Origin of the sequence: Pedobacter metabolipauper, from assembly GCF_004362715.1 — a bacterium.
Taxonomy (GTDB): Bacteria; Bacteroidota; Bacteroidia; order Sphingobacteriales; family Sphingobacteriaceae; genus Pedobacter; species Pedobacter metabolipauper.
The window spans coordinates 270,745-288,572 of the sequence record NZ_SNYC01000006.1 but is presented as its reverse complement, the minus strand read 5'-3'; the positions used below and the strand labels follow the sequence as shown (position 1 = coordinate 288,572).

The window sequence follows — 17,828 nt, the reverse complement described above, 5'->3', positions numbered from 1 at the left end:
GAATGTAGATTTTTCGAGTTCAATTTACTAAAAAACACTTGTAAAATTTTTATTAAAAGCTTAAGAAGAGCGGATTAATTGTAGGATGAGGTCATTGTTTAATTGCATATAAAAACAATTTTATCTAAGTTTGGCGTTCACAAAAAATTTACATGAGCAAAGCGGTAATTAAAACGGATAAAGGTAATATGACTGTTCAATTTTATGAGCAGGATGCACCAATTGCAGTAGCTAACTTTAAAAAATTGGCTACAGAAGGATTTTATGATGGCGTGGCCTTTCACAGGGTGATACCAAATTTTATGATTCAGGGTGGATGTCCAAATTCTAAAGACCCTGCCAGAGCACATTTAGCTGGTACTGGTGGTCCGGGTTATAAAATTGACTGCGAATTAACAGGTGAAAATCAATACCATGACCGTGGTGTACTTTCTATGGCACATGCAGGTAGAAATACTGGAGGTTCTCAATTTTTTATCTGTCACAGCAGAGATAATACTGCACATTTAGATAGAAATCATACCTGTTTTGGTAAAGTGATAGAAAATGTTGATATCGTAGATGAGATTAAACAAGGAGATAAGATTTTAAGTATAGAAGTGATAGAAGATTAATTCTATACTTCTCAAAAAACAAATGATATGAATTTAAGAGGAATAGTAGCGGTATCTGGAAGACCAGGTTTATTTAAACTTGTAGGACAAAATAAAGGCGGATATGTCTTGGAGGGCCTAGATGCTCAAAAAGTTAAGATCGTAGCTAATATTACTACAACCAAACTGGCGTCGCTGGAGGATATTACGGTTTATGGTGAAGATGATGATCTTAAACTGGTAAATATTATGGCTAATATTACTGCTGCCAAAGGAAGTGTACCTGATGCAAAAGCAGATGCAAAAGCATTGAGAACATTCTTTGAAGAAGTAGCTCCTGGTCATGATCAGGAAAAAGTGTACACTTCAGATATGAAGAAAATCATTACCTGGTATCATCTGTTAAAAGATTTGCCGCTCTTCAGTGAAGAAGCGCCTTCGGAAGTAGTAGACCAGGAAGCCATAAAAGGAGAAGAAAAGGTAGAAAAGAAACCTAAGGCTACTCCAAAACCTTCCAATGCTAAAGCTCCCGCCAAAACTGCTCAGCCTGCAAAGAAAGCAAGCATGACCAGTAAAAAGGGAGTTTAATTCTCGGATCAATTTGCAAAAGGCAGTCCAAAGTTATACTTTAGACTGCCTTATTATTTAAACGAATTTCCAGATCAGGATAAATGCAATTACAGAAATAATGATTGCAATAATATAGCTTATCCGGTCTTTTCGTTTATCACTTTTATATCTATAGTTTCTTTTAAAATTTTCTGGTGATAGCATAAGTTCTTTTTTATAATGATGATATAAGATCTAAAATTCCATAAATCTTATTGATGGTGATAGGGTTCGCCCTTTAGAATGCTAAAAGCCCTGTAAAGTTGTTCTACAAAGAATAGTCTTACCATTTGATGCGAAAAGGTCATTTCTGACAAAGATATACTTCCATTTGCTCTTTTGTAAATGCTTTCATCAAAGCCATATGGCCCACCAATAACAAAGATCAAATGCTGAACACTTCCAATCATCTGTTTGTTTAGGTAACTTGAAAATAGAACAGAAGTATACTTAATTCCTTTTTCATCCAACAGGATTATCTGATCTGTGTTATTAATGTGCTTTAGCATTTGCTCTGCCTCTTTGCTCTTTTGCTGAGCCTCACTTAAATTTTTTGTGTTTTTAACGTCAGGTATAACCACCATGTTAAAACCTATATAATGCTTTAACCGGTTTAGATATTTCTCAATGCCTTCAATCAGGTATTTATCTTCTGTTTTTCCTGTAACAAGTAATGTAATCTTCATCTAATTGGTGTGGGTAATCATCAATTCCCTATATTTATCAGTTCGTGAAGTTCAAACTTAGATAAATTGTTCTTCATTAAAGAGATTTATACCTGAAAATGTAATGTCAAAAACAAAACAACAGATCCTTGAGGGATACTATGATACCGTTAAAAGCCAGCAAGCCCTTATTGCTGAACTTAAAAGTAAACTAAACCTCATTTCTTTTTCCAGGCTTGGTTTATTTGTTGCAGAAATATTGATCATTGCTGCCGTTATTAACATTGGATATCATTTGGTATTTGTTGCATTGGCTATTGTTCCGGTAATCTGTTTTTTAATCCTGGTAAAAAAACAAGCTGCAGTTCAGCTCGAATTAAAGTATGAAGGACAGCTACTTTGGGTTTATCAAAACGAGATTAATCAGACAACAGAAGGAAAGAATGGATATGCTAATGGAGAAAACTATAGTAATGAAAGCCATCCATATACTTCAGATCTGGATATTTTAGGTGCCGGATCGCTTTTCTCATTTATCAACCGATGCAATACATTTAATGGTTTAAATATACTTGAAGATAGTTTAAGCCTTCCAAAGGATAAAGAAAAGATTCTGAGCCGTCAATTGGCCATAAAAGAACTAACTGTTCATATTGATCAAACGTTTCACTTTAGAGCCCAGCTTCAGGATCATAAGCCAGAAGAATTGCTTGTTATTAAAGATAAACTCGAACACCAGCTGCCAAATCAGCTAAAATTTACAAATAAGCCACCGCTTAAACTGTATGTAAAGATTGTTCCTTTTTTAACGCTGTTGTTGTTTATACTTGGTGTAGTCTATGGTCAGTATTTTTGGAAAATATTTGGATTTATAGCTGTGTTCAATGCCGGGCTTACATTTTTTTATCTGACAGCAATTAATAAACTATATTATGGGTTTACCGGAAGTTCAAATCTGCTCAATGCATTCTCAGGAACCATCAAATGGACGGAAGATATAAAATGGGAAAGTGCTTATATAAAGAATTTTTTTACAAGTAACAAAGAGCCAGAGAAGGTAAGTATACAGATTAAGCAGCTTTCTGGTATTATACAAGCTTTTGATGCCCGGTTAAATGTAATTTTAAGTTCAGTTTTAAATCTTTTCCTGCTCTGGGATCTTAGGTGTTCAGTCAATCTTTCCAAATGGCATTCAAAATCTTCTGAGCATTTAGTAAATGGATTGTACCGGATCAGCCAGTTTGAAGAGTTGATCTCCTTTGCTACGCTGCATTATAATGAGCCGGGGTGGGTATTCCCAGATATTAGTGATGCTTTTCAATTAAAAACTACTGCAATTGGTCATCCGCTTATTAAGGATTCAAATCGGATAGTAAATGATTTTAGTCTGTCGGCACAACCCACAGTAGATATTGTAACAGGATCAAACATGGCTGGTAAAAGTACATTTCTGCGAACTGTAGGGATTAACATGGTACTTGCATTTGCCGGTGCTCCAGTGTGTGCTAAAGAACTATCACTTTCTATATTCAGGGTCGTATCTTATATGCGGATTAAAGATTCGCTAAATGATCAGACCTCAACCTTTAAGGCGGAACTTAACCGCCTTAAAATGATACTTAATGCGATTGACGTTCAAAAAGAGTCGTTTGTTTTAATTGATGAAATGCTTAGAGGTACAAATAGTAAAGATAAATACCTGGGCTCAAAAGTATTTATTCAAAAGTTGATTGAGCAACATACCCCTGCATTGTTTGCAACACATGATCTTCAGCTCTCAGAAATGCAGGACAATTATTCCAATGAAGTGCGAAACTATCATTTTGATATACAGATCTCTGACGGAGAAATGAACTTCGATTACAAGCTAAAATATGGGCCTTGTACAACATTTAATGCAGCATTGTTATTAAAAGAGATCGGGTTAACATTAAATTAATACCATTATCCCATATTGCCGGATATTAGCAGATATGATTAAAGCTTCAGATTTTGGTAGTGATTTTTCATGGGGTGTGGCTGTAGCTGCTGCACAAATTGAAGGTGCGTCAGATCTATATGGTAAAGGGCCATCAATTTGGGACACTTTTTCAAAAAGATCCGGTAAAATAAAGAACGGCCATCAGCCAGTTATGGCTTGTGATTTCTACCACAGCTATAAAACTGATATCGCTTTGGTAAAAGCACTTGGGTTTGGCATTTTTCGTTTTTCTATTTCATGGCCAAGAATTCTTCCAAATGGGCATGCACCAATTAATGAAGAAGGAATCCGGTTTTATCACCGTGTTATTGATGAGTGCCTGCTTAACGGATTGGTTCCATATATCACATTGTATCATTGGGATCTGCCAGATGCATTGGAAGAAGAAGGAGGCTGGACGAGCTACAGTGTTAATAATGCTTTTAATACGTTTGTTTTAATTTGTGCAAGAACGTACGGGGATAAGGTTAAGAACTGGATTGTACTCAATGAGCCCTTTGGCTTTACTTCATTAGGTTATATGCTTGGCATACATGCTCCGGGGAAAACAGGACTTACTAATTTCTTCTCCGCAGTTCACCATACTGCAATTGCACAGGCAGATGGAGGAAGAATTTTAAGATCAGAAGTTAAAGGTGCAAATATTGGTACTAGTTTCTCCTGCTCAGAGGTTATACCATATACACAAAGTGAGGCAGATATAACAGCAGCGAAGCGGGTAGATTGCCTTATGAACCGGCTGTTTATAGAGCCTTGCTTAGGCATGGGCTATCCTGGGGCAGAATGGGAGGTAATGGATAAATTTGCAGTTCAGCATTCTACCTGGCGTCATACAGAACGACTAACCTTCGACTTTGATTTTATAGGTTTACAGAACTATTTTCCAATTACCATAAAATACAACGCGTTCATACCGGTTCTTCAGGCATGGGAGGTTAAGGCAAAGAACCGAAAGAAGCCTCATACTGCTATGGGATGGGAAGTTAACGGAGATGCTTTTTATAATGTAATTAAAAAATTTGCAGCCTACCCGAATATCAGAAGCTTGATGATCACAGAGAATGGCGCTTCATATCATGACAAACTGGAGCAGGGTAATATACATGACCATGATCGGATCAATTACTTTAAGGAGTACTTAAAAGCGCTTTTAAAAGCAAAACAGGAAGGCTTAAATATCACAGGCTATATGGCATGGACATTAATGGATAATTTTGAATGGGCAGAAGGATTCAATGCCCGGTTTGGGCTTGTATATAATGACTTTAAAACTCAAAAGCGTACGATTAAAGATTCTGGTCTTTGGTTTAAAGAATTTTTAAACACATAGCCAAATTAAGATGTCAATAACAAAAAAGGCTCCCGGTATAATAACCAGAAGCCTTTTTTGTTTAAATTATTTTAGTAATTAGATGGTTGCATTTTTAGCTGCTTCTCTTCTAATGATATTTAATGCACCACCAGCTTTAAACCATTCAATTTGTTGTGCGTTATAACTATGATTTACAGAAATACTTTCTTTAGTTCCATCAGCATGGTTTAACACCAATGTAAGTGGAAGGTTAGGCGTAAATGTGGTTAAACCAATGATGTCAATTACATCGTCCTCAAGTATTTTCTCATAATCATCTTTGTTAACAAAGGTTAGCCCAAGCATCCCCTGTTTTTTAAGGTTAGTTTCGTGAATACGGGCAAAAGATTTAACCAATACCGCACGGACACCTAAATGACGAGGCTCCATAGCAGCGTGTTCACGGCTAGACCCTTCACCATAATTTTCATCTCCCACTACGATAGATCCAAGATCTTCTGCTTTATAAGCGCGCTGAGTAGCAGGTACCGGACCATACTCACCAGTTAAATTATTTTTAACAGAATCTGTCTTGTCGTTAAAATAGTTAACCGCACCAATCAGCATGTTATTAGAGATGTTGTCTAGATGGCCGCGGAACTTTAACCAAGGACCAGCCATAGAAATATGATCCGTAGTACATTTTCCCTTTGCTTTAATAAGCAATTTTAATCCGAAAATATCAGTGCCTTCCCAAGCTTTAAATGGATCAAGCAGTTGTAACCTGTGTGATGTTGGAGAAACAAGGACCTGAACACCGCTTCCATCTTCAGCTGGTTTTTGGTAACCGGCATCCTCAACAGCAAATCCTTTAACAGGCAACTCATAGCCTGATGGTTCATCTAACTTAACCTGTTCACCTTTATTATTTGTTAATGTATCGGTTAATGGATTAAAACTTAGATCACCAGCTATAGCCAAAGCAGTTACCAGTTCAGGAGAACCTACAAATGCGAAAGTATTTGGGTTACCATCGGCACGTTTAGCAAAGTTCCTGTTAAACGAGTGAACAATGGTATTTCTTTCCTGCTTCTCCGCACCAACCCGATCCCACATGCCAATACAAGGTCCGCAAGCGTTGGTAAATACCTTAGCACCTATGCCTTCGAATACGTCTAAAAAACCGTCACGGTGAATTGTATAGCGAATTTGCTCTGATCCAGGATTAATACAATACTCAGCTTTAGCAACCAGACCCTTTTCTGCAACCTGTCTTGCAATACTTACAGCCCTTGAAATATCTTCATAGGATGAGTTTGTACAAGACCCGATCAAACCAACATCAATCTTCATTGGCCATCCGTTTGCTTCAGCAACCTCTTTCATTTTAGAAATAGGCGTAGCCAGATCCGGGGTAAAAGGGCCGTTCAGATATGGTTCAAGCTCAGAAAGATTGATCTCAATGATCTGGTCAAAATATTTTTCAGGATCCTCATAAACCTCAGGATCTCCGGTTAAATGTTCTTTAATTTCATTTGCAGCATCGGCAACTTCTGATCTGTCTGTAGCACGTAGATAACGCTCCATGCTTTCATCGTATCCAAAAGTAGAAGTCGTTGCGCCAATCTCTGCACCCATATTACAGATTGTACCTTTACCTGTACAGCTCATACTGGTTGCACCTTCACCAAAATACTCAACAATGGCACCAGTACCGCCTTTAACAGTAAGAATACCGGCAACCTTTAAGATCACATCTTTAGCAGACGTCCATCCATTCAGTTTTCCAGTTAGCTTAACACCAATTAATTTCGGGAATTTAAGTTCCCATGGCAGTCCGGCCATCACGTCACATGCATCAGCACCACCAACACCAATAGCAACCATACCTAAACCACCAGCATTTACGGTGTGTGAATCAGTACCTATCATCATTCCACCAGGAAAAGCATAATTTTCTAATACAACCTGATGAATAATACCCGCACCTGGTTTCCAGAAACCAATACCATATTTGTTAGAAACAGAAGCCAAAAAGTCAAATACTTCCTTACTTTCAGTATTTGCAGCAGGTAGATCTATTTCAGCACCATTTTTTGCAGTGATCAGGTGATCACAATGCACGGTAGATGGAACAGCAACTTTTGGTCTTCCAGCCTGCATAAATTGCAATAAAGCCATTTGTGCAGTAGCATCTTGCATAGCCACACGGTCAGGAGCAAAATCTACATAATCAGTACCTCTAATGTAAACGGTATTTGTATTTCCATCCCAAAGATGGGTGTAAAGTATTTTTTCTGAAAGTGTTAAAGGTCTGCCTACTAATTTACGTGCCGCCTCAGTACGGGGGCCAAAGTTTGCATACACCTTTTTGATCATTTCAATATCAAAAGCCATTGATGATATGTGTTAAAAGGGTAAGTATTTATTATTTGTAGCGAATTTACAAAAAAAAACAGGGGTAAGACATCATCTGTAAATCATTATATTATTTATATATATTCTAAATAATTAAGTATAATAAATAATACTGATTTAACAGATCTATTTTTTCCGATCGCTTTTGAACACTATTGTCCATTAATGAACATCTCATATTCAAAGATATTCGTTAATATATTGATAAGTAAGGTTTTGAGTCAGAAGATTCTTTTGGCCTGACGTTAGCAGACTGTTAGATGAATTTAGATCAGAAGAATTAGAGAGAATCAAATCTATAGCCCATTTTACTAAAATGTTTCAACACTTCAGGTAACGCATATGTAAGACGTTCGTAAGCTTTTAAACTATCATGAAATACAACTATAGAACCGTTTCCAGTATTTCTGATCACATTAGAGCAGCATTTTTTGGGATCAAGTTCAATATCAAAATCTCCGCTTAATACATTCCACATCACAATATTAAGATCTGGAAGCATAGAACGGAGTTTGGTGATCTGTGATCTTTTGATTCTTCCGTAAGGCGGGCGAAATAAATTTGTGCCGGTTAATTCCTGGCATTTTTGAAAGTTTTCAAGGTATACATCATCCGGTGTTACCCATCCTTTTAAATGGTTAAAAGTATGGTTGCCGATGCTGTGTCCATCGTTCTTTATCTGTTCAAAAATGTAGGGATGTTTACAAATGTTATCTCCGATACAGAAAAACGTAGCTTTCGCATTAAAGCTTTTTAAAGTTTTTAATACGAACGTTGTAACATCGGGTATAGGTCCATCGTCAAAGGTTAAATAAATAACTTTTTGATCACTGGACCTGCTCCAGGTTAACGACGGATAATACCATTTTAATAAAAGTGGAGATTTGACCAGGTACATCCGCAAATGTAATAAAATACAATTGGTGTACTTGAAAATTTACAAAATCAAAGAGTTGTTTATATTAATATTGTGAAAATTAAATTATGAAAAAGCTTCCCCTAGTATTGTCTCTTTTGCTTATTGCAGGTTTTATTCAGAGATCTGCCGCGCAGGAGGTCATCACCATACAGCAGGCTATTGAAAAAACACTAAATAATAATCTTCAGGTTAAAAAGGCAGAGCTCAGTGAAAGCCTGGCAGATGAGAACTTAAAACAGGCAAAATTGGCTTTGTATCCAACCCTTAGTGCAGGAATTTCTCAGAGCATGGCATGGGGACGTAATAACTCGGGTACTTCCGGAATTTACGAAAACACACAAAACTATAACTTCGGCCCAGACGCAAGTGCTGGAGTCGATTTGTTTAACGGATTTTCTAAAATTAACCAGATCAGACAGAATAAGGTCTTATTAGAATCGGGAAAGGCAAGTACAGAAAAGTTGAAAAATGACCTGACTTTACAGGTAATTACATCTTATCTTGACATTTTATACAATAAAGACCGCTTGAAAGCTGCACAACAACAATTGGTAGTTTCTCAAGAACAGTTAACGCAACAACAAGAACTATTAAACGTAGGTAATAAGACCCTTGCAGATGTAGCTGAATCAAGATCGCTTGTAGCAACCGCTGAGCTTGATGTTACAACCGCTACCAATGCCTTAACCATTTCATATCTTACCTTGGCCCAATTGATGGACATTCCATCTGCTACAAGATATGACATACAGGCCCCTGTACTGTCTAGCTTTAATAAGCCGTCAACAAATTATAACCCTGAACAAGTGTATTCAGAGTCTATGCGTATTTTTCCAGATATTAAACTTGCAGGATTGCAAACGGAAGTTGCAAAAAGAGGTATAGATATTGCAAAAGGGAGTTTGTATCCAAGGCTATCTTTAAGCGGAGGTTACGGAACGGGTTATTTCTACAACTATAATGCAAGACCTGAAAATCCAAATGTAGCTTTCGGAAAACAGATTGAAAATAATATTTCTAAAAGAGTTGGTATGAGTTTGAGCATTCCCATTTTTAATGGACTGCAGGCTCGCTCAGGAGTAACCAGGGCGAGAATTAATCTGCAGCAATTTCAGGCAGATGAGCAACTGGCAAAAAATAATCTGAATAAGATCATTTATCAGGCAGTGGCAGATCTGAAAGCGGCTGAAAGTACCTACGAATCTACTACAAAAACATTTAATGCCCGTCAGGAAGCATTTGCAGTGATTGAGCAACGCTATAATGTTGGTTTGGTAAATTCACTGGATTACAGTACCTCATTAACAAACCGGAATAGGGCAGAGATTGATAATATAAGGGCTAAATACGATTTATTATTTAAAGCAAAAGTGATAGACTACTACTTAGGTAAACAAATTATATTCTAAGTAACCATAATAAAATAGAAAACAAAAAATAGAACAAATGAAACTAAAACCCATATTAATTATTCTAGGTGTAATCATTGCATTACTAGTGATAGCAAAGCTTACCGGCCTTATTGGAGGAGAAAAAATTGAAAAGGTTACTATAGAGAAAACCACAGACCGGAAAGTGATCGAAACGGTTACAGCAAGTGGTAAGATCCAACCAGAAACCGAGGTTAAATTGAGCTCTGAGGTGTCTGGAGAGGTTACAGAGCTTTTAGTTAAAGAAGGTGATGTGGTAAAAAAAGGCCAGCTGCTTTGTAAAGTAAGGCCAGATGTATTAAAATCGGGATACGATAGGGCAGTCGCTTCATATAGTTCTCAAAGAGCGAGTGTAGCATCTTCACAACAAATGCTGCAGCAGAGCGAAGGAAATTTTATAAATGCAGAAGCTACTTACAAGCGTAATGTCGAACTTTTTAATAAAAAAGTAATCTCTGCATCAGAATTTGATGCTGCGAAAGCTGCTTATTTAACGGCAAAAACAAATTTGGGAAGGGCTAAAGAGGACGTAACATCCGCTAAATTTATGTTAGAGCAATCAGGAGCGAATGTTCAGGAAGCGAATGCAAATTTAGCTAAAGCAACGATTTTTGCGCCGGTTGATGGAGTGATTTCCAAGTTATCGGTAGAGTTGGGTGATCGTATTCTTGGTACAGCTCAAATGGCAGGTACAGAGATCATGAGAATATCCAATCTTTCATCAATGGAAGTAAATGTTGATGTCAATGAAAATGATATTAACCGGGTTAATGTTGGTGACAGTGCGGTGATTGAAGTAGATGCATTTGCAGATAAGAAATTTAAAGGCGTTGTAACAGAAATTGCAAGCTCCTCAAAAGATATTGGTACAACTACAAGTTCCGTAGATCAGGTAACTAACTTTAATGTTAAAGTGCGTATCATAGCAGAATCCTATAATGATGTTAAAGGTGGTGCTAAGGATTTACCGTCTCCATTCAGGCCAGGCCTTTCGGCAACTGTGGATATTGAAAGTGAATCTGTCAAAGGATTGGCTATACCAATTCAGGCTGTATTTACTGAAGATAAAAATAAAGCGAAGCCCAATACAGAGAATAATGACCAGAATGCTGATAAACAAAAATCGAAACTTAATGATAAAACAGTTAAGCAATATGTTTACCTGTTCAATGCCGGAACAATAAAGAAGGTAGAAGTTACAACAGGTATTCAGAACGATCAGTATATTATTGTTAAAACAGGACTTAAAGCAGGTCAGGATGTAGTATCAGGACCTTATTCGGCCATTCAAAACCGGTTAAAGGATGGTATGAAAGTAGAAAAAACTACTAAAGATCAACTGTTTAACGCAGCGAAATAAAAGTAAACAATATCAGTCATTTTAAATAAGTAAATTGCCCCGGTTTAAAACATTAAGCCGGGTTTTTTTATTTATAAAACTATGATGCCTAGAGTTGCAATGATTGGTGGCGGGAGCTGGGCTACCGCAATCATAAAAATGCTTTCAGATAATATTACTGCTAAGGAGATCTATTGGTGGATGCGGAATGCCGAAGCTATAGCGCATCTTCAAAAATATAAACACAATCCAAATTACCTGAGTTCTGTAGAGATCAGGATACCTGAAACACACATTTCTAATGATATCTCGGAAATTATCAGCAATGCTGATTACGTCATCTTAAATGTGCCGGCAGCATTTCTTAAAGAAACCCTAAAAGATATCACTCCGGAACAGTTGAAAGGTAAAAAGATCATTTCTGCAATTAAAGGAATTGTACCTGATGAAAATTTGATCATCGGAGAATTTATAAATCAAAAATATAACGTGCCCCTTGAGGATATTGTTGTGATCAGCGGGCCATGTCATGCAGAAGAAGTGGCATTGGAGAAATTATCATACCTCACTATAGCGTCTGTAAATGTGGATCTTGCATCGACATTTGCTGGTCTTCTTAATACCAGGTATATAAAAACCAATGTTTCTGATGATATTTTCGGTACCGAATATGCTGCGGTTCTGAAAAATATTTATGCAGTGGCAAGTGGTATTTGTCATGGCGTTGGATATGGTGATAATTTTCAGGCTGTTTTAATTTCAAATGCGATTCGTGAGATCAATAGGTTCGTGGATATTGTACATCCCATTTCGCGGGATATCAAAGAATCTGCCTATTTGGGAGATCTGCTGGTAACTGCTTATTCGCAATTCAGCCGCAACCGTACCTTCGGTAATATGATTGGTAAAGGATATACTGTAAAATCAGCACAGTTGGAAATGGCTATGGTAGCCGAAGGATATTATGCCGTAAACTGTATGCACCACATTAATAAAAAATATAAAGTTGATATGCCAATAAGCCGGGCAGTATATGCTATCCTTTATGAAAAACATTCTCCGCACATTGAAATGCGTCTGCTTACCGAGCAGTTGAGCTAGTGTAAAAACAAAAACGTATTGCATTTGTTGCTTAACAAATACTACGACTATGAAAACAAGATATTTAACAGGGTTATTAACCCTTGCCATGAGCATTGCAATTGGTTTCTCCTCTCCTGCACAAGAAAAAAAGAAAAAGGAAAGTGTGGGTACAACAATTAATAAAACAGCTAAAAAAGTAGGTAATAAAACCGCAGAGGTTACTGTTAAAGGAAGTGCAAAGGTTGTTGATCAAACCTATAAAGGCAAGATGGCGCCAGACGGCTCAAACGTATATATTGATGGTAAAAATAGAAAGTATTACATCAATAAAAAAGGTGGAAAAGTCTATTTGAAAGCATCAGAAATAAAAACAAGGCCAGTAAATTAATAAAAAAGCCCTTTGAAATTTTCAAAGGGCTTTATATTTAGAATTTCGATTACGATCTGCGTTTTCTGTCGCTGCTTCCGCCTTCGCGTCTGCCACCACCAGAATTTCCACCTCTTTCTTCACGGCTTCTTCCAGAGAAATCTCTGAAACCACCACTGCTGTTTCCACCTTCACGCCTGCCGCCACCAGCACCACCGCTGTAGCTTCTTCTTTCTCCGCTTCCGCCTTCACGTTTTCCAGCGTAACCGCCGCCACCGCTTCTGCGTTCTCCGCCAAATCCACCACGACTACGACCGCCGCCGCTTCCGCCTTCACCTTCAGCAGTTTTTTCAATCCTTACGCCACGATTGTTAAATTCAACCGCTTTGAAGTTTGCAAATAGAGATTCTACAGTAGCATTTTCAACTTCAAAGAATGAATAAACACCTTTTAGATCTATTTTACCAATGCTTTTTCCGCTAATTTTACCGTTATTACAAACAAAAGATAATAGATCACCTCTTGTAAAGTCGTCAACAGAACCTAAGTTAATGAATAGACGGGTATAACCTTCGCTACTTCTTGAACCACGTTCACCACGTTCGCTGCGCTCTCCTCTGTCATCAGCAGAAGAATTTAGATCAGGTGCATTTTTATAGTATTCTAAGAAGCGGTTAAACTCTAAAGAAGCAAAACGTTTGATTACATCTTCTTTGCTTAATTCAGCAAACTCATCCATTATACGTGGAATGTATTGCTCAATCTGGCTCTCGTTAACTTCAACATTGTGAACCTTGTGAACCAAAGAAAACAATTGTTTTTCGCAAACATCGAAACCAGTAGGCAGTTCAGCTTTAGTAAATTGTTTACCAATGATCCGTTCAATTTGACGGATTTTACCGATTTCTTTAGAATTGATGATACAGATTGAAATACCTGTTTTCCCGGCACGACCAGTACGACCGCTACGGTGGGTATAACTTTCAATTTCATCAGGTAAAGAGTAATTGATTACGTGAGTAACGTTATTTACATCAATACCACGGGCAGCAACGTCAGTAGCAATTAACAACTGCATGTTACGTTCGCGGAAGCGCTGCATAACCTTATCCCGTTGTTGTTGAGAAAGATCGCCATGCAATGCATCAGCATTGTAGCCATCTTTGATCAAATGCTCAGCAACATCTTGCGTATCCAGTTTGGTTTTGCAAAATACTACAGCAAAAATCTCAGGATTAAAATCTACAATGCGTTTTAGCGCCGCGTATTTATCTCTTGCCCGTACAATATAGTACTCATGCTCAATATTTACGTTACCCGTATTTTTTGTTCCCATGGTAAGCTCAACTGGCGAATCCATGTAATTTTTAGCTATTCTTCTAACCTCAGGAGGCATAGTAGCAGAGAATAACCAAGTTTTTTTGTCATCAGGAGTTGTCGACAAAATGTCGTTTATATCTTCCTGGAAGCCCATGTTTAACATTTCATCAGCCTCATCTAAAACTACATATTTCACATTGGTGAAATCTATAGCCTTACGGCCAATAATATCTAACATACGGCCCGGTGTAGCCACTACAATTTGTACACCGATTCTAATTTCACGCAACTGCTGCATAATGTTTGCGCCACCGTAAACGGCAACTACATTTGCACCAGAGATGTTTTTTGAGAAATTCTTGATGTCGCTGGTAATCTGTAAGCAAAGCTCTCTGGTAGGGCATAAAATCAATGCCTGAGGCTTATTGCTTTTAAAGTCTATCAACTCTAACAGCGGCAAACCAAATGCTGCTGTCTTTCCTGTTCCTGTTTGGGCCAAACCAACAAAATCGTTATTGCCCTCTAACAGCACAGGAATACTTTGTTCCTGAATAGGTGTTGGATTTTCGAAACCTAAATCCTTTACGGCATTAACAACGTCATCACTTATCCCCAATTTACTAAATGGGTTTATCATGTATTATAATTTATTAAGCCGCAAAGGTAAGCTTAATAATTGGTATTTTACAGTACCGTAACTAAATAAAAATGAGCAGATTAATTATCTTAGCCTGTCTGCTGATTTTAATAATTGCTCATCTTTACGGATTCCCCTTAAGCCCAGTATGCAAAAAAAGAATGAAAGTATAGGTAAAAAGGCCCCTACACCGTAGCTGGCCATAGTAATTCCACCAGGAAGCACTCCGCAAAATAAGTATATCCAAAAAGAAAGTGATATGATCAATACCATGCAAACCCAAATCATACGTTTTTGCAAAGTTCTGTTTTTAAAAGTAAATATGGCAACAAAGCATAGAATGCCTACCGCAATAATGTTAATTACCAGTGGATTAGAAGAGTCAATTTTCTCTTTAATACCATTGCTTTCCTTATAAAGGCCGCTGCCCTGAATCCAGGTCTCAACCCCCGCTTCCTGTTTGGAGACAATAGGTATAATCAGTAATAAAAAAATAGCAACGCTCGCTAGAAAAAGCCATATAGATTGTACTCTTTGTATCATATCAGTTCAATAGTTTCAACAAATATATTAAAAGACCTATACTAACCAATCTGTTATTAAGATTAAAAAGATAAATTTGCATATTGAACATGCAGCGTTACTTTATTGAATTGTCTTATAACGGCACCGGATACCATGGATGGCAAATACAGCCAAATGCATTAACCGTACAACAGTGTTTGGATACCGCATTGTCAACTTATTTTAGACAAATTGTTACTTCCCTTGGTTGCGGACGAACAGACAGCGGCGTTCACGCCAGCCAATTTTACGCACATTTTGATTTACAGCTTGAAGCAGATCAAAACCCAAAAGATCTTTCCCGTTCTATTTCTGGAATAAACTCACTTTTGCCATATCAAATCGCCGTTAAACGAGTGTTTGAAGTAGCAGATACAGCACATGCCAGATTTGATGCCACAGAAAGGGCTTATCAGTATCACATCCATTTTCATAAAGATCCATTTAAATTAGACCGGTCCTGGTTATTTAAAGGAAGCCTTGATGTTCATGTAATGAACGAAGCTGCAAAAATATTATTCCAGTATACAGATTTCTCTTGCTTTAGTAAATCAAACACACAAACGTTTACGAATAACTGTAAAATTACAACCGCATATTTTGAGGAAAAAGAAGATGGACTTGTATTTACCATAAGTGCAGACCGGTTTTTAAGAAACATGGTGCGTGCAATTGTGGGTACTTTAGTGAGAATTGGGAAAAATGAAATTACCTTAGCGCAGTTTAAAGAAATTATAGAAAGTAAGGATCGAAGCAGTGCCGGGCAATCTGTTCCGGCCTGCGGATTGTATCTGGTTCGTGTAACTTATCCCTTTATACAATAATATGTCTAAAATAACAGGCGACGCATTTAACATAAGCTTACTCAGAAGGGTTTTTCAATACGTGAAGCCGTACCACAAAATCTTTGTATGGGCAATTGTCCTTACTGTTTTACTGGCTATAGTTGCGCCTGTAAGGCCATTTTTAATCCAGTATACCCTGGATAATTACATTATGAAAGATGATTACTCCGGATTGCTTTCCATGACTATTGTTATGCTTATACTTCTGGTATTACAAGCAGTAATCCAATTTAGTCACACGCTCTTAACCAATATGCTTGGGCAATCGGCAATACGGGATCTGCGAATTAATGTGTTCAATCATATCACACAGCTTCGCCTTAAGTATTTTGATAAAACACCTATTGGTCAGCTTATAACACGTACGGTATCTGATCTGGAAACTATAGCAGAGATCTTTTCAGAAGGGCTGATTGTAATTATTGGCGATGTACTTATGGTAATTGTTATGATTGGGGTTATGCTCTATACAGACTGGGCGTTAACTATTGTTGTGCTATTGCCAATGCCCTTGCTTGTATTTGCGACTTCCATTTTTCAGAAATCTATTAAATCAGCTTTTCAGGAAATAAGAACAGAAGTTTCTAATTTAAATACCTACCTGCAGGAACACATTACAGGGATCTCTATTATTCAATATTTTGCCCGTGAAGAGCAGGAGTATAAAAAGTTTCTAAAAATAAATGGGCGCTACCGCGATGCAAATATCCGCTCCAACTGGTATTATTCTATTTTCTTTCCAGTTGTAGAAATAATTTCTGCCATGTCTTTGGGCCTGTTGGTATGGTACGGCTCCAAAAGTATCTTGGATAAACCGCTCGATGTTACACCAGGTACGATCGCTTCGTTTATTATCTATATCGGTATGCTGTTCAGACCAATTCGGGAGCTTGCAGATAAGTTTAATACACTTCAAATGGGAATGGTAGGAGCAGAACGCGTATTTAAAGTGCTGGATACAGATGAAAGCACCGAAAACACAGGAGTTTTTGCGCCAGACAAAATGGAGGGAGGAATCTCGTTTAATCAGGTTTGGTTCGCATATAATGAAGAGAATTATGTACTCAAGAATATTTCATTTGAGGTGAAAGCAGGAAAAACAGTTGCACTGGTTGGGGCTACAGGAGCTGGTAAATCATCTACAATTAACATTTTAAACCGTTTTTATGAGATCCAAAAGGGAAAGATTAAAATTGATGGGATAAGCATTAAGGATTATGAACTCAATTATTTAAGAAGTAATATTGCAACAGTACTTCAGGATGTATTTCTTTTTTCAGACACGATCTTTAATAATATTACGCTCAATAATCCAGAGATCAGAATGGAACAGGTTGTTGATGCGGCTAAGAAAGTAGGTGCTCATGATTTTATTGAGAAACTGCCGGGTAGTTATCAATATAATGTAATGGAACGTGGAGCAACATTGTCTGCAGGACAAGCTCAGCTTATTTCATTTATTAGGGCACTGGTTTATAATCCTTCTATTTTGGTACTTGATGAAGCTACCTCTTCAGTAGATACAGAAACAGAAATGCTTATTCAGCGGGCTATTGAAAATCTAATGCAAGGAAGAACATCTATTGTCATTGCACATCGTTTATCAACAATACAAAAAGCAGATGAGATCATTGTGCTGGATAAAGGTGAAATCAAAGAAAAGGGAACACATCAGGAGTTACTCAAGCTAAATGGATATTACAAACGATTGTATGATCTGCAGTTTACCTCAGGAGGAATTAAGACTGTTGTTTAATACTGAACCTC

The 17,828-nt window shown here is 37.4% G+C and carries 15 protein-coding genes; 10 read left to right on the top strand and 5 right to left on the bottom strand.

What is annotated here, in order from left to right; all coding sequences use genetic code 11:
• Nucleotides 1–152: 152 nt before the first annotated feature.
• The gene (locus tag ATK78_RS17985) at nt 153–614 is read left to right on the top strand and encodes a peptidylprolyl isomerase (protein ID WP_133577522.1); all 462 of its coding nucleotides are present in this window, start codon (nt 153–155) and stop codon (nt 612–614) included.
• Nucleotides 615–641: 27 nt separating this feature from the next.
• Nucleotides 642–1,181 (top strand): DUF5606 family protein, encoded by a 540-nt coding sequence (locus ATK78_RS17980; protein ID WP_133577521.1) that lies wholly within the window; start codon nt 642–644, stop codon nt 1,179–1,181.
• 233 nt (nt 1,182–1,414) lie between these two features.
• Here ATK78_RS17980 and rlmH read toward each other — a convergent pair whose 3' ends face one another.
• Nucleotides 1,415–1,888: a 23S rRNA (pseudouridine(1915)-N(3))-methyltransferase RlmH gene (rlmH, locus tag ATK78_RS17975; protein WP_133577520.1), complete on the bottom strand. Its 474-nt coding sequence runs from the start codon at nt 1,886–1,888 to the stop codon at nt 1,415–1,417.
• A 103-nt stretch (nt 1,889–1,991) separates the two neighbouring features.
• Here rlmH and ATK78_RS17970 point away from each other — a divergent pair, with 103 nt between their 5' ends.
• Complete coding sequence (locus ATK78_RS17970) at nt 1,992–3,806, top strand: MutS-related protein (RefSeq protein ID WP_133577519.1); 1,815 nt, start codon at nt 1,992–1,994, stop codon at nt 3,804–3,806.
• Between the two features lie 34 nt (nt 3,807–3,840).
• A complete protein-coding gene (locus ATK78_RS17965) occupies nt 3,841–5,178 on the top strand; it encodes a GH1 family beta-glucosidase (RefSeq protein WP_133577518.1) in 1,338 nt (445 codons plus the stop codon).
• 78 nt (nt 5,179–5,256) lie between these two features.
• On the opposite strand, the gene ATK78_RS17960 is transcribed toward ATK78_RS17965, so the two are convergent.
• A complete protein-coding gene (locus ATK78_RS17960) occupies nt 5,257–7,536 on the bottom strand; it encodes an aconitate hydratase (protein WP_133577517.1) in 2,280 nt (759 codons plus the stop codon).
• A 301-nt stretch (nt 7,537–7,837) separates the two neighbouring features.
• Nucleotides 7,838–8,455, bottom strand: coding sequence for a polysaccharide deacetylase family protein (locus tag ATK78_RS17955; protein ID WP_133577516.1), 618 nt, complete (start codon nt 8,453–8,455; stop codon nt 7,838–7,840).
• A gap of 86 nt (nt 8,456–8,541) precedes the next feature.
• On the opposite strand from ATK78_RS17955, the gene ATK78_RS17950 reads away from it, so the two are divergent.
• The 4 genes from ATK78_RS17950 (at nt 8,542) to ATK78_RS17935 (ending at nt 12,716) form a co-directional block, all read left to right on the top strand.
• Nucleotides 8,542–9,885 (top strand): TolC family protein, encoded by a 1,344-nt coding sequence (locus tag ATK78_RS17950; RefSeq protein WP_133577515.1) that lies wholly within the window; start codon nt 8,542–8,544, stop codon nt 9,883–9,885.
• 37 nt (nt 9,886–9,922) lie between these two features.
• Complete coding sequence (locus tag ATK78_RS17945) at nt 9,923–11,266, top strand: efflux RND transporter periplasmic adaptor subunit (RefSeq protein ID WP_133577514.1); 1,344 nt, start codon at nt 9,923–9,925, stop codon at nt 11,264–11,266.
• An 81-nt stretch (nt 11,267–11,347) separates the two neighbouring features.
• Entirely contained in the window at nt 11,348–12,346 is a 999-nt protein-coding gene (locus ATK78_RS17940; protein ID WP_133577513.1) for an NAD(P)H-dependent glycerol-3-phosphate dehydrogenase, read from the top strand.
• Nucleotides 12,347–12,395: 49 nt separating this feature from the next.
• A complete protein-coding gene (locus ATK78_RS17935) occupies nt 12,396–12,716 on the top strand; it encodes a hypothetical protein (RefSeq protein WP_133577512.1) in 321 nt (106 codons plus the stop codon).
• Nucleotides 12,717–12,765: 49 nt separating this feature from the next.
• On the opposite strand, the gene ATK78_RS17930 is transcribed toward ATK78_RS17935, so the two are convergent.
• Both ATK78_RS17930 and ATK78_RS17925 read right to left on the bottom strand, forming a co-directional pair.
• Nucleotides 12,766–14,652 carry a DEAD/DEAH box helicase gene (locus ATK78_RS17930; RefSeq protein WP_208112396.1) on the bottom strand — a complete coding sequence of 629 codons (1,887 nt, stop codon included), beginning with the start codon at nt 14,650–14,652 and terminating at the stop codon, nt 12,766–12,768.
• An 84-nt stretch (nt 14,653–14,736) separates the two neighbouring features.
• Nucleotides 14,737–15,195 carry a DUF4293 domain-containing protein gene (locus ATK78_RS17925; protein ID WP_133577511.1) on the bottom strand — a complete coding sequence of 153 codons (459 nt, stop codon included), beginning with the start codon at nt 15,193–15,195 and terminating at the stop codon, nt 14,737–14,739.
• A gap of 89 nt (nt 15,196–15,284) precedes the next feature.
• On the opposite strand from ATK78_RS17925, the gene truA reads away from it, so the two are divergent.
• Complete coding sequence (truA, locus tag ATK78_RS17920) at nt 15,285–16,040, top strand: tRNA pseudouridine(38-40) synthase TruA (protein WP_133577510.1); 756 nt, start codon at nt 15,285–15,287, stop codon at nt 16,038–16,040.
• Between the two features lies 1 nt (nt 16,041).
• Nucleotides 16,042–17,817: an ABC transporter ATP-binding protein gene (locus ATK78_RS17915; RefSeq protein WP_133577509.1), complete on the top strand. Its 1,776-nt coding sequence runs from the start codon at nt 16,042–16,044 to the stop codon at nt 17,815–17,817.
• Nucleotides 17,818–17,828 lie beyond the last annotated feature (11 nt).

What these genes read in the sequence shown, in the direction of transcription:
- ATK78_RS17965 (WP_133577518.1), top strand. Translation starts at nt 3,841, where the DNA reads ATGATTAAAGCTTCAGATTTTGGTAGTGATTTTTCATGGGGTGTGGCT.
- ATK78_RS17930 (WP_208112396.1), bottom strand. Translation starts at nt 14,652, where the DNA reads ATGATAAACCCATTTAGTAAATTGGGGATAAGTGATGACGTTGTTAAT.
- ATK78_RS17940 (WP_133577513.1), top strand. Translation starts at nt 11,348, where the DNA reads ATGATGCCTAGAGTTGCAATGATTGGTGGCGGGAGCTGGGCTACCGCA.
- ATK78_RS17925 (WP_133577511.1), bottom strand. Translation starts at nt 15,195, where the DNA reads ATGATACAAAGAGTACAATCTATATGGCTTTTTCTAGCGAGCGTTGCT.
- ATK78_RS17950 (WP_133577515.1), top strand. Translation starts at nt 8,542, where the DNA reads ATGAAAAAGCTTCCCCTAGTATTGTCTCTTTTGCTTATTGCAGGTTTT.
- ATK78_RS17960 (WP_133577517.1), bottom strand. Translation starts at nt 7,536, where the DNA reads ATGGCTTTTGATATTGAAATGATCAAAAAGGTGTATGCAAACTTTGGC.
- ATK78_RS17935 (WP_133577512.1), top strand. Translation starts at nt 12,396, where the DNA reads ATGAAAACAAGATATTTAACAGGGTTATTAACCCTTGCCATGAGCATT.
- ATK78_RS17985 (WP_133577522.1), top strand. Translation starts at nt 153, where the DNA reads ATGAGCAAAGCGGTAATTAAAACGGATAAAGGTAATATGACTGTTCAA.
- truA (WP_133577510.1), top strand. Translation starts at nt 15,285, where the DNA reads ATGCAGCGTTACTTTATTGAATTGTCTTATAACGGCACCGGATACCAT.
- ATK78_RS17915 (WP_133577509.1), top strand. Translation starts at nt 16,042, where the DNA reads ATGTCTAAAATAACAGGCGACGCATTTAACATAAGCTTACTCAGAAGG.
- ATK78_RS17945 (WP_133577514.1), top strand. Translation starts at nt 9,923, where the DNA reads ATGAAACTAAAACCCATATTAATTATTCTAGGTGTAATCATTGCATTA.
- rlmH (WP_133577520.1), bottom strand. Translation starts at nt 1,888, where the DNA reads ATGAAGATTACATTACTTGTTACAGGAAAAACAGAAGATAAATACCTG.
- ATK78_RS17980 (WP_133577521.1), top strand. Translation starts at nt 642, where the DNA reads ATGAATTTAAGAGGAATAGTAGCGGTATCTGGAAGACCAGGTTTATTT.
- ATK78_RS17955 (WP_133577516.1), bottom strand. Translation starts at nt 8,455, where the DNA reads ATGTACCTGGTCAAATCTCCACTTTTATTAAAATGGTATTATCCGTCG.
- ATK78_RS17970 (WP_133577519.1), top strand. Translation starts at nt 1,992, where the DNA reads ATGTCAAAAACAAAACAACAGATCCTTGAGGGATACTATGATACCGTT.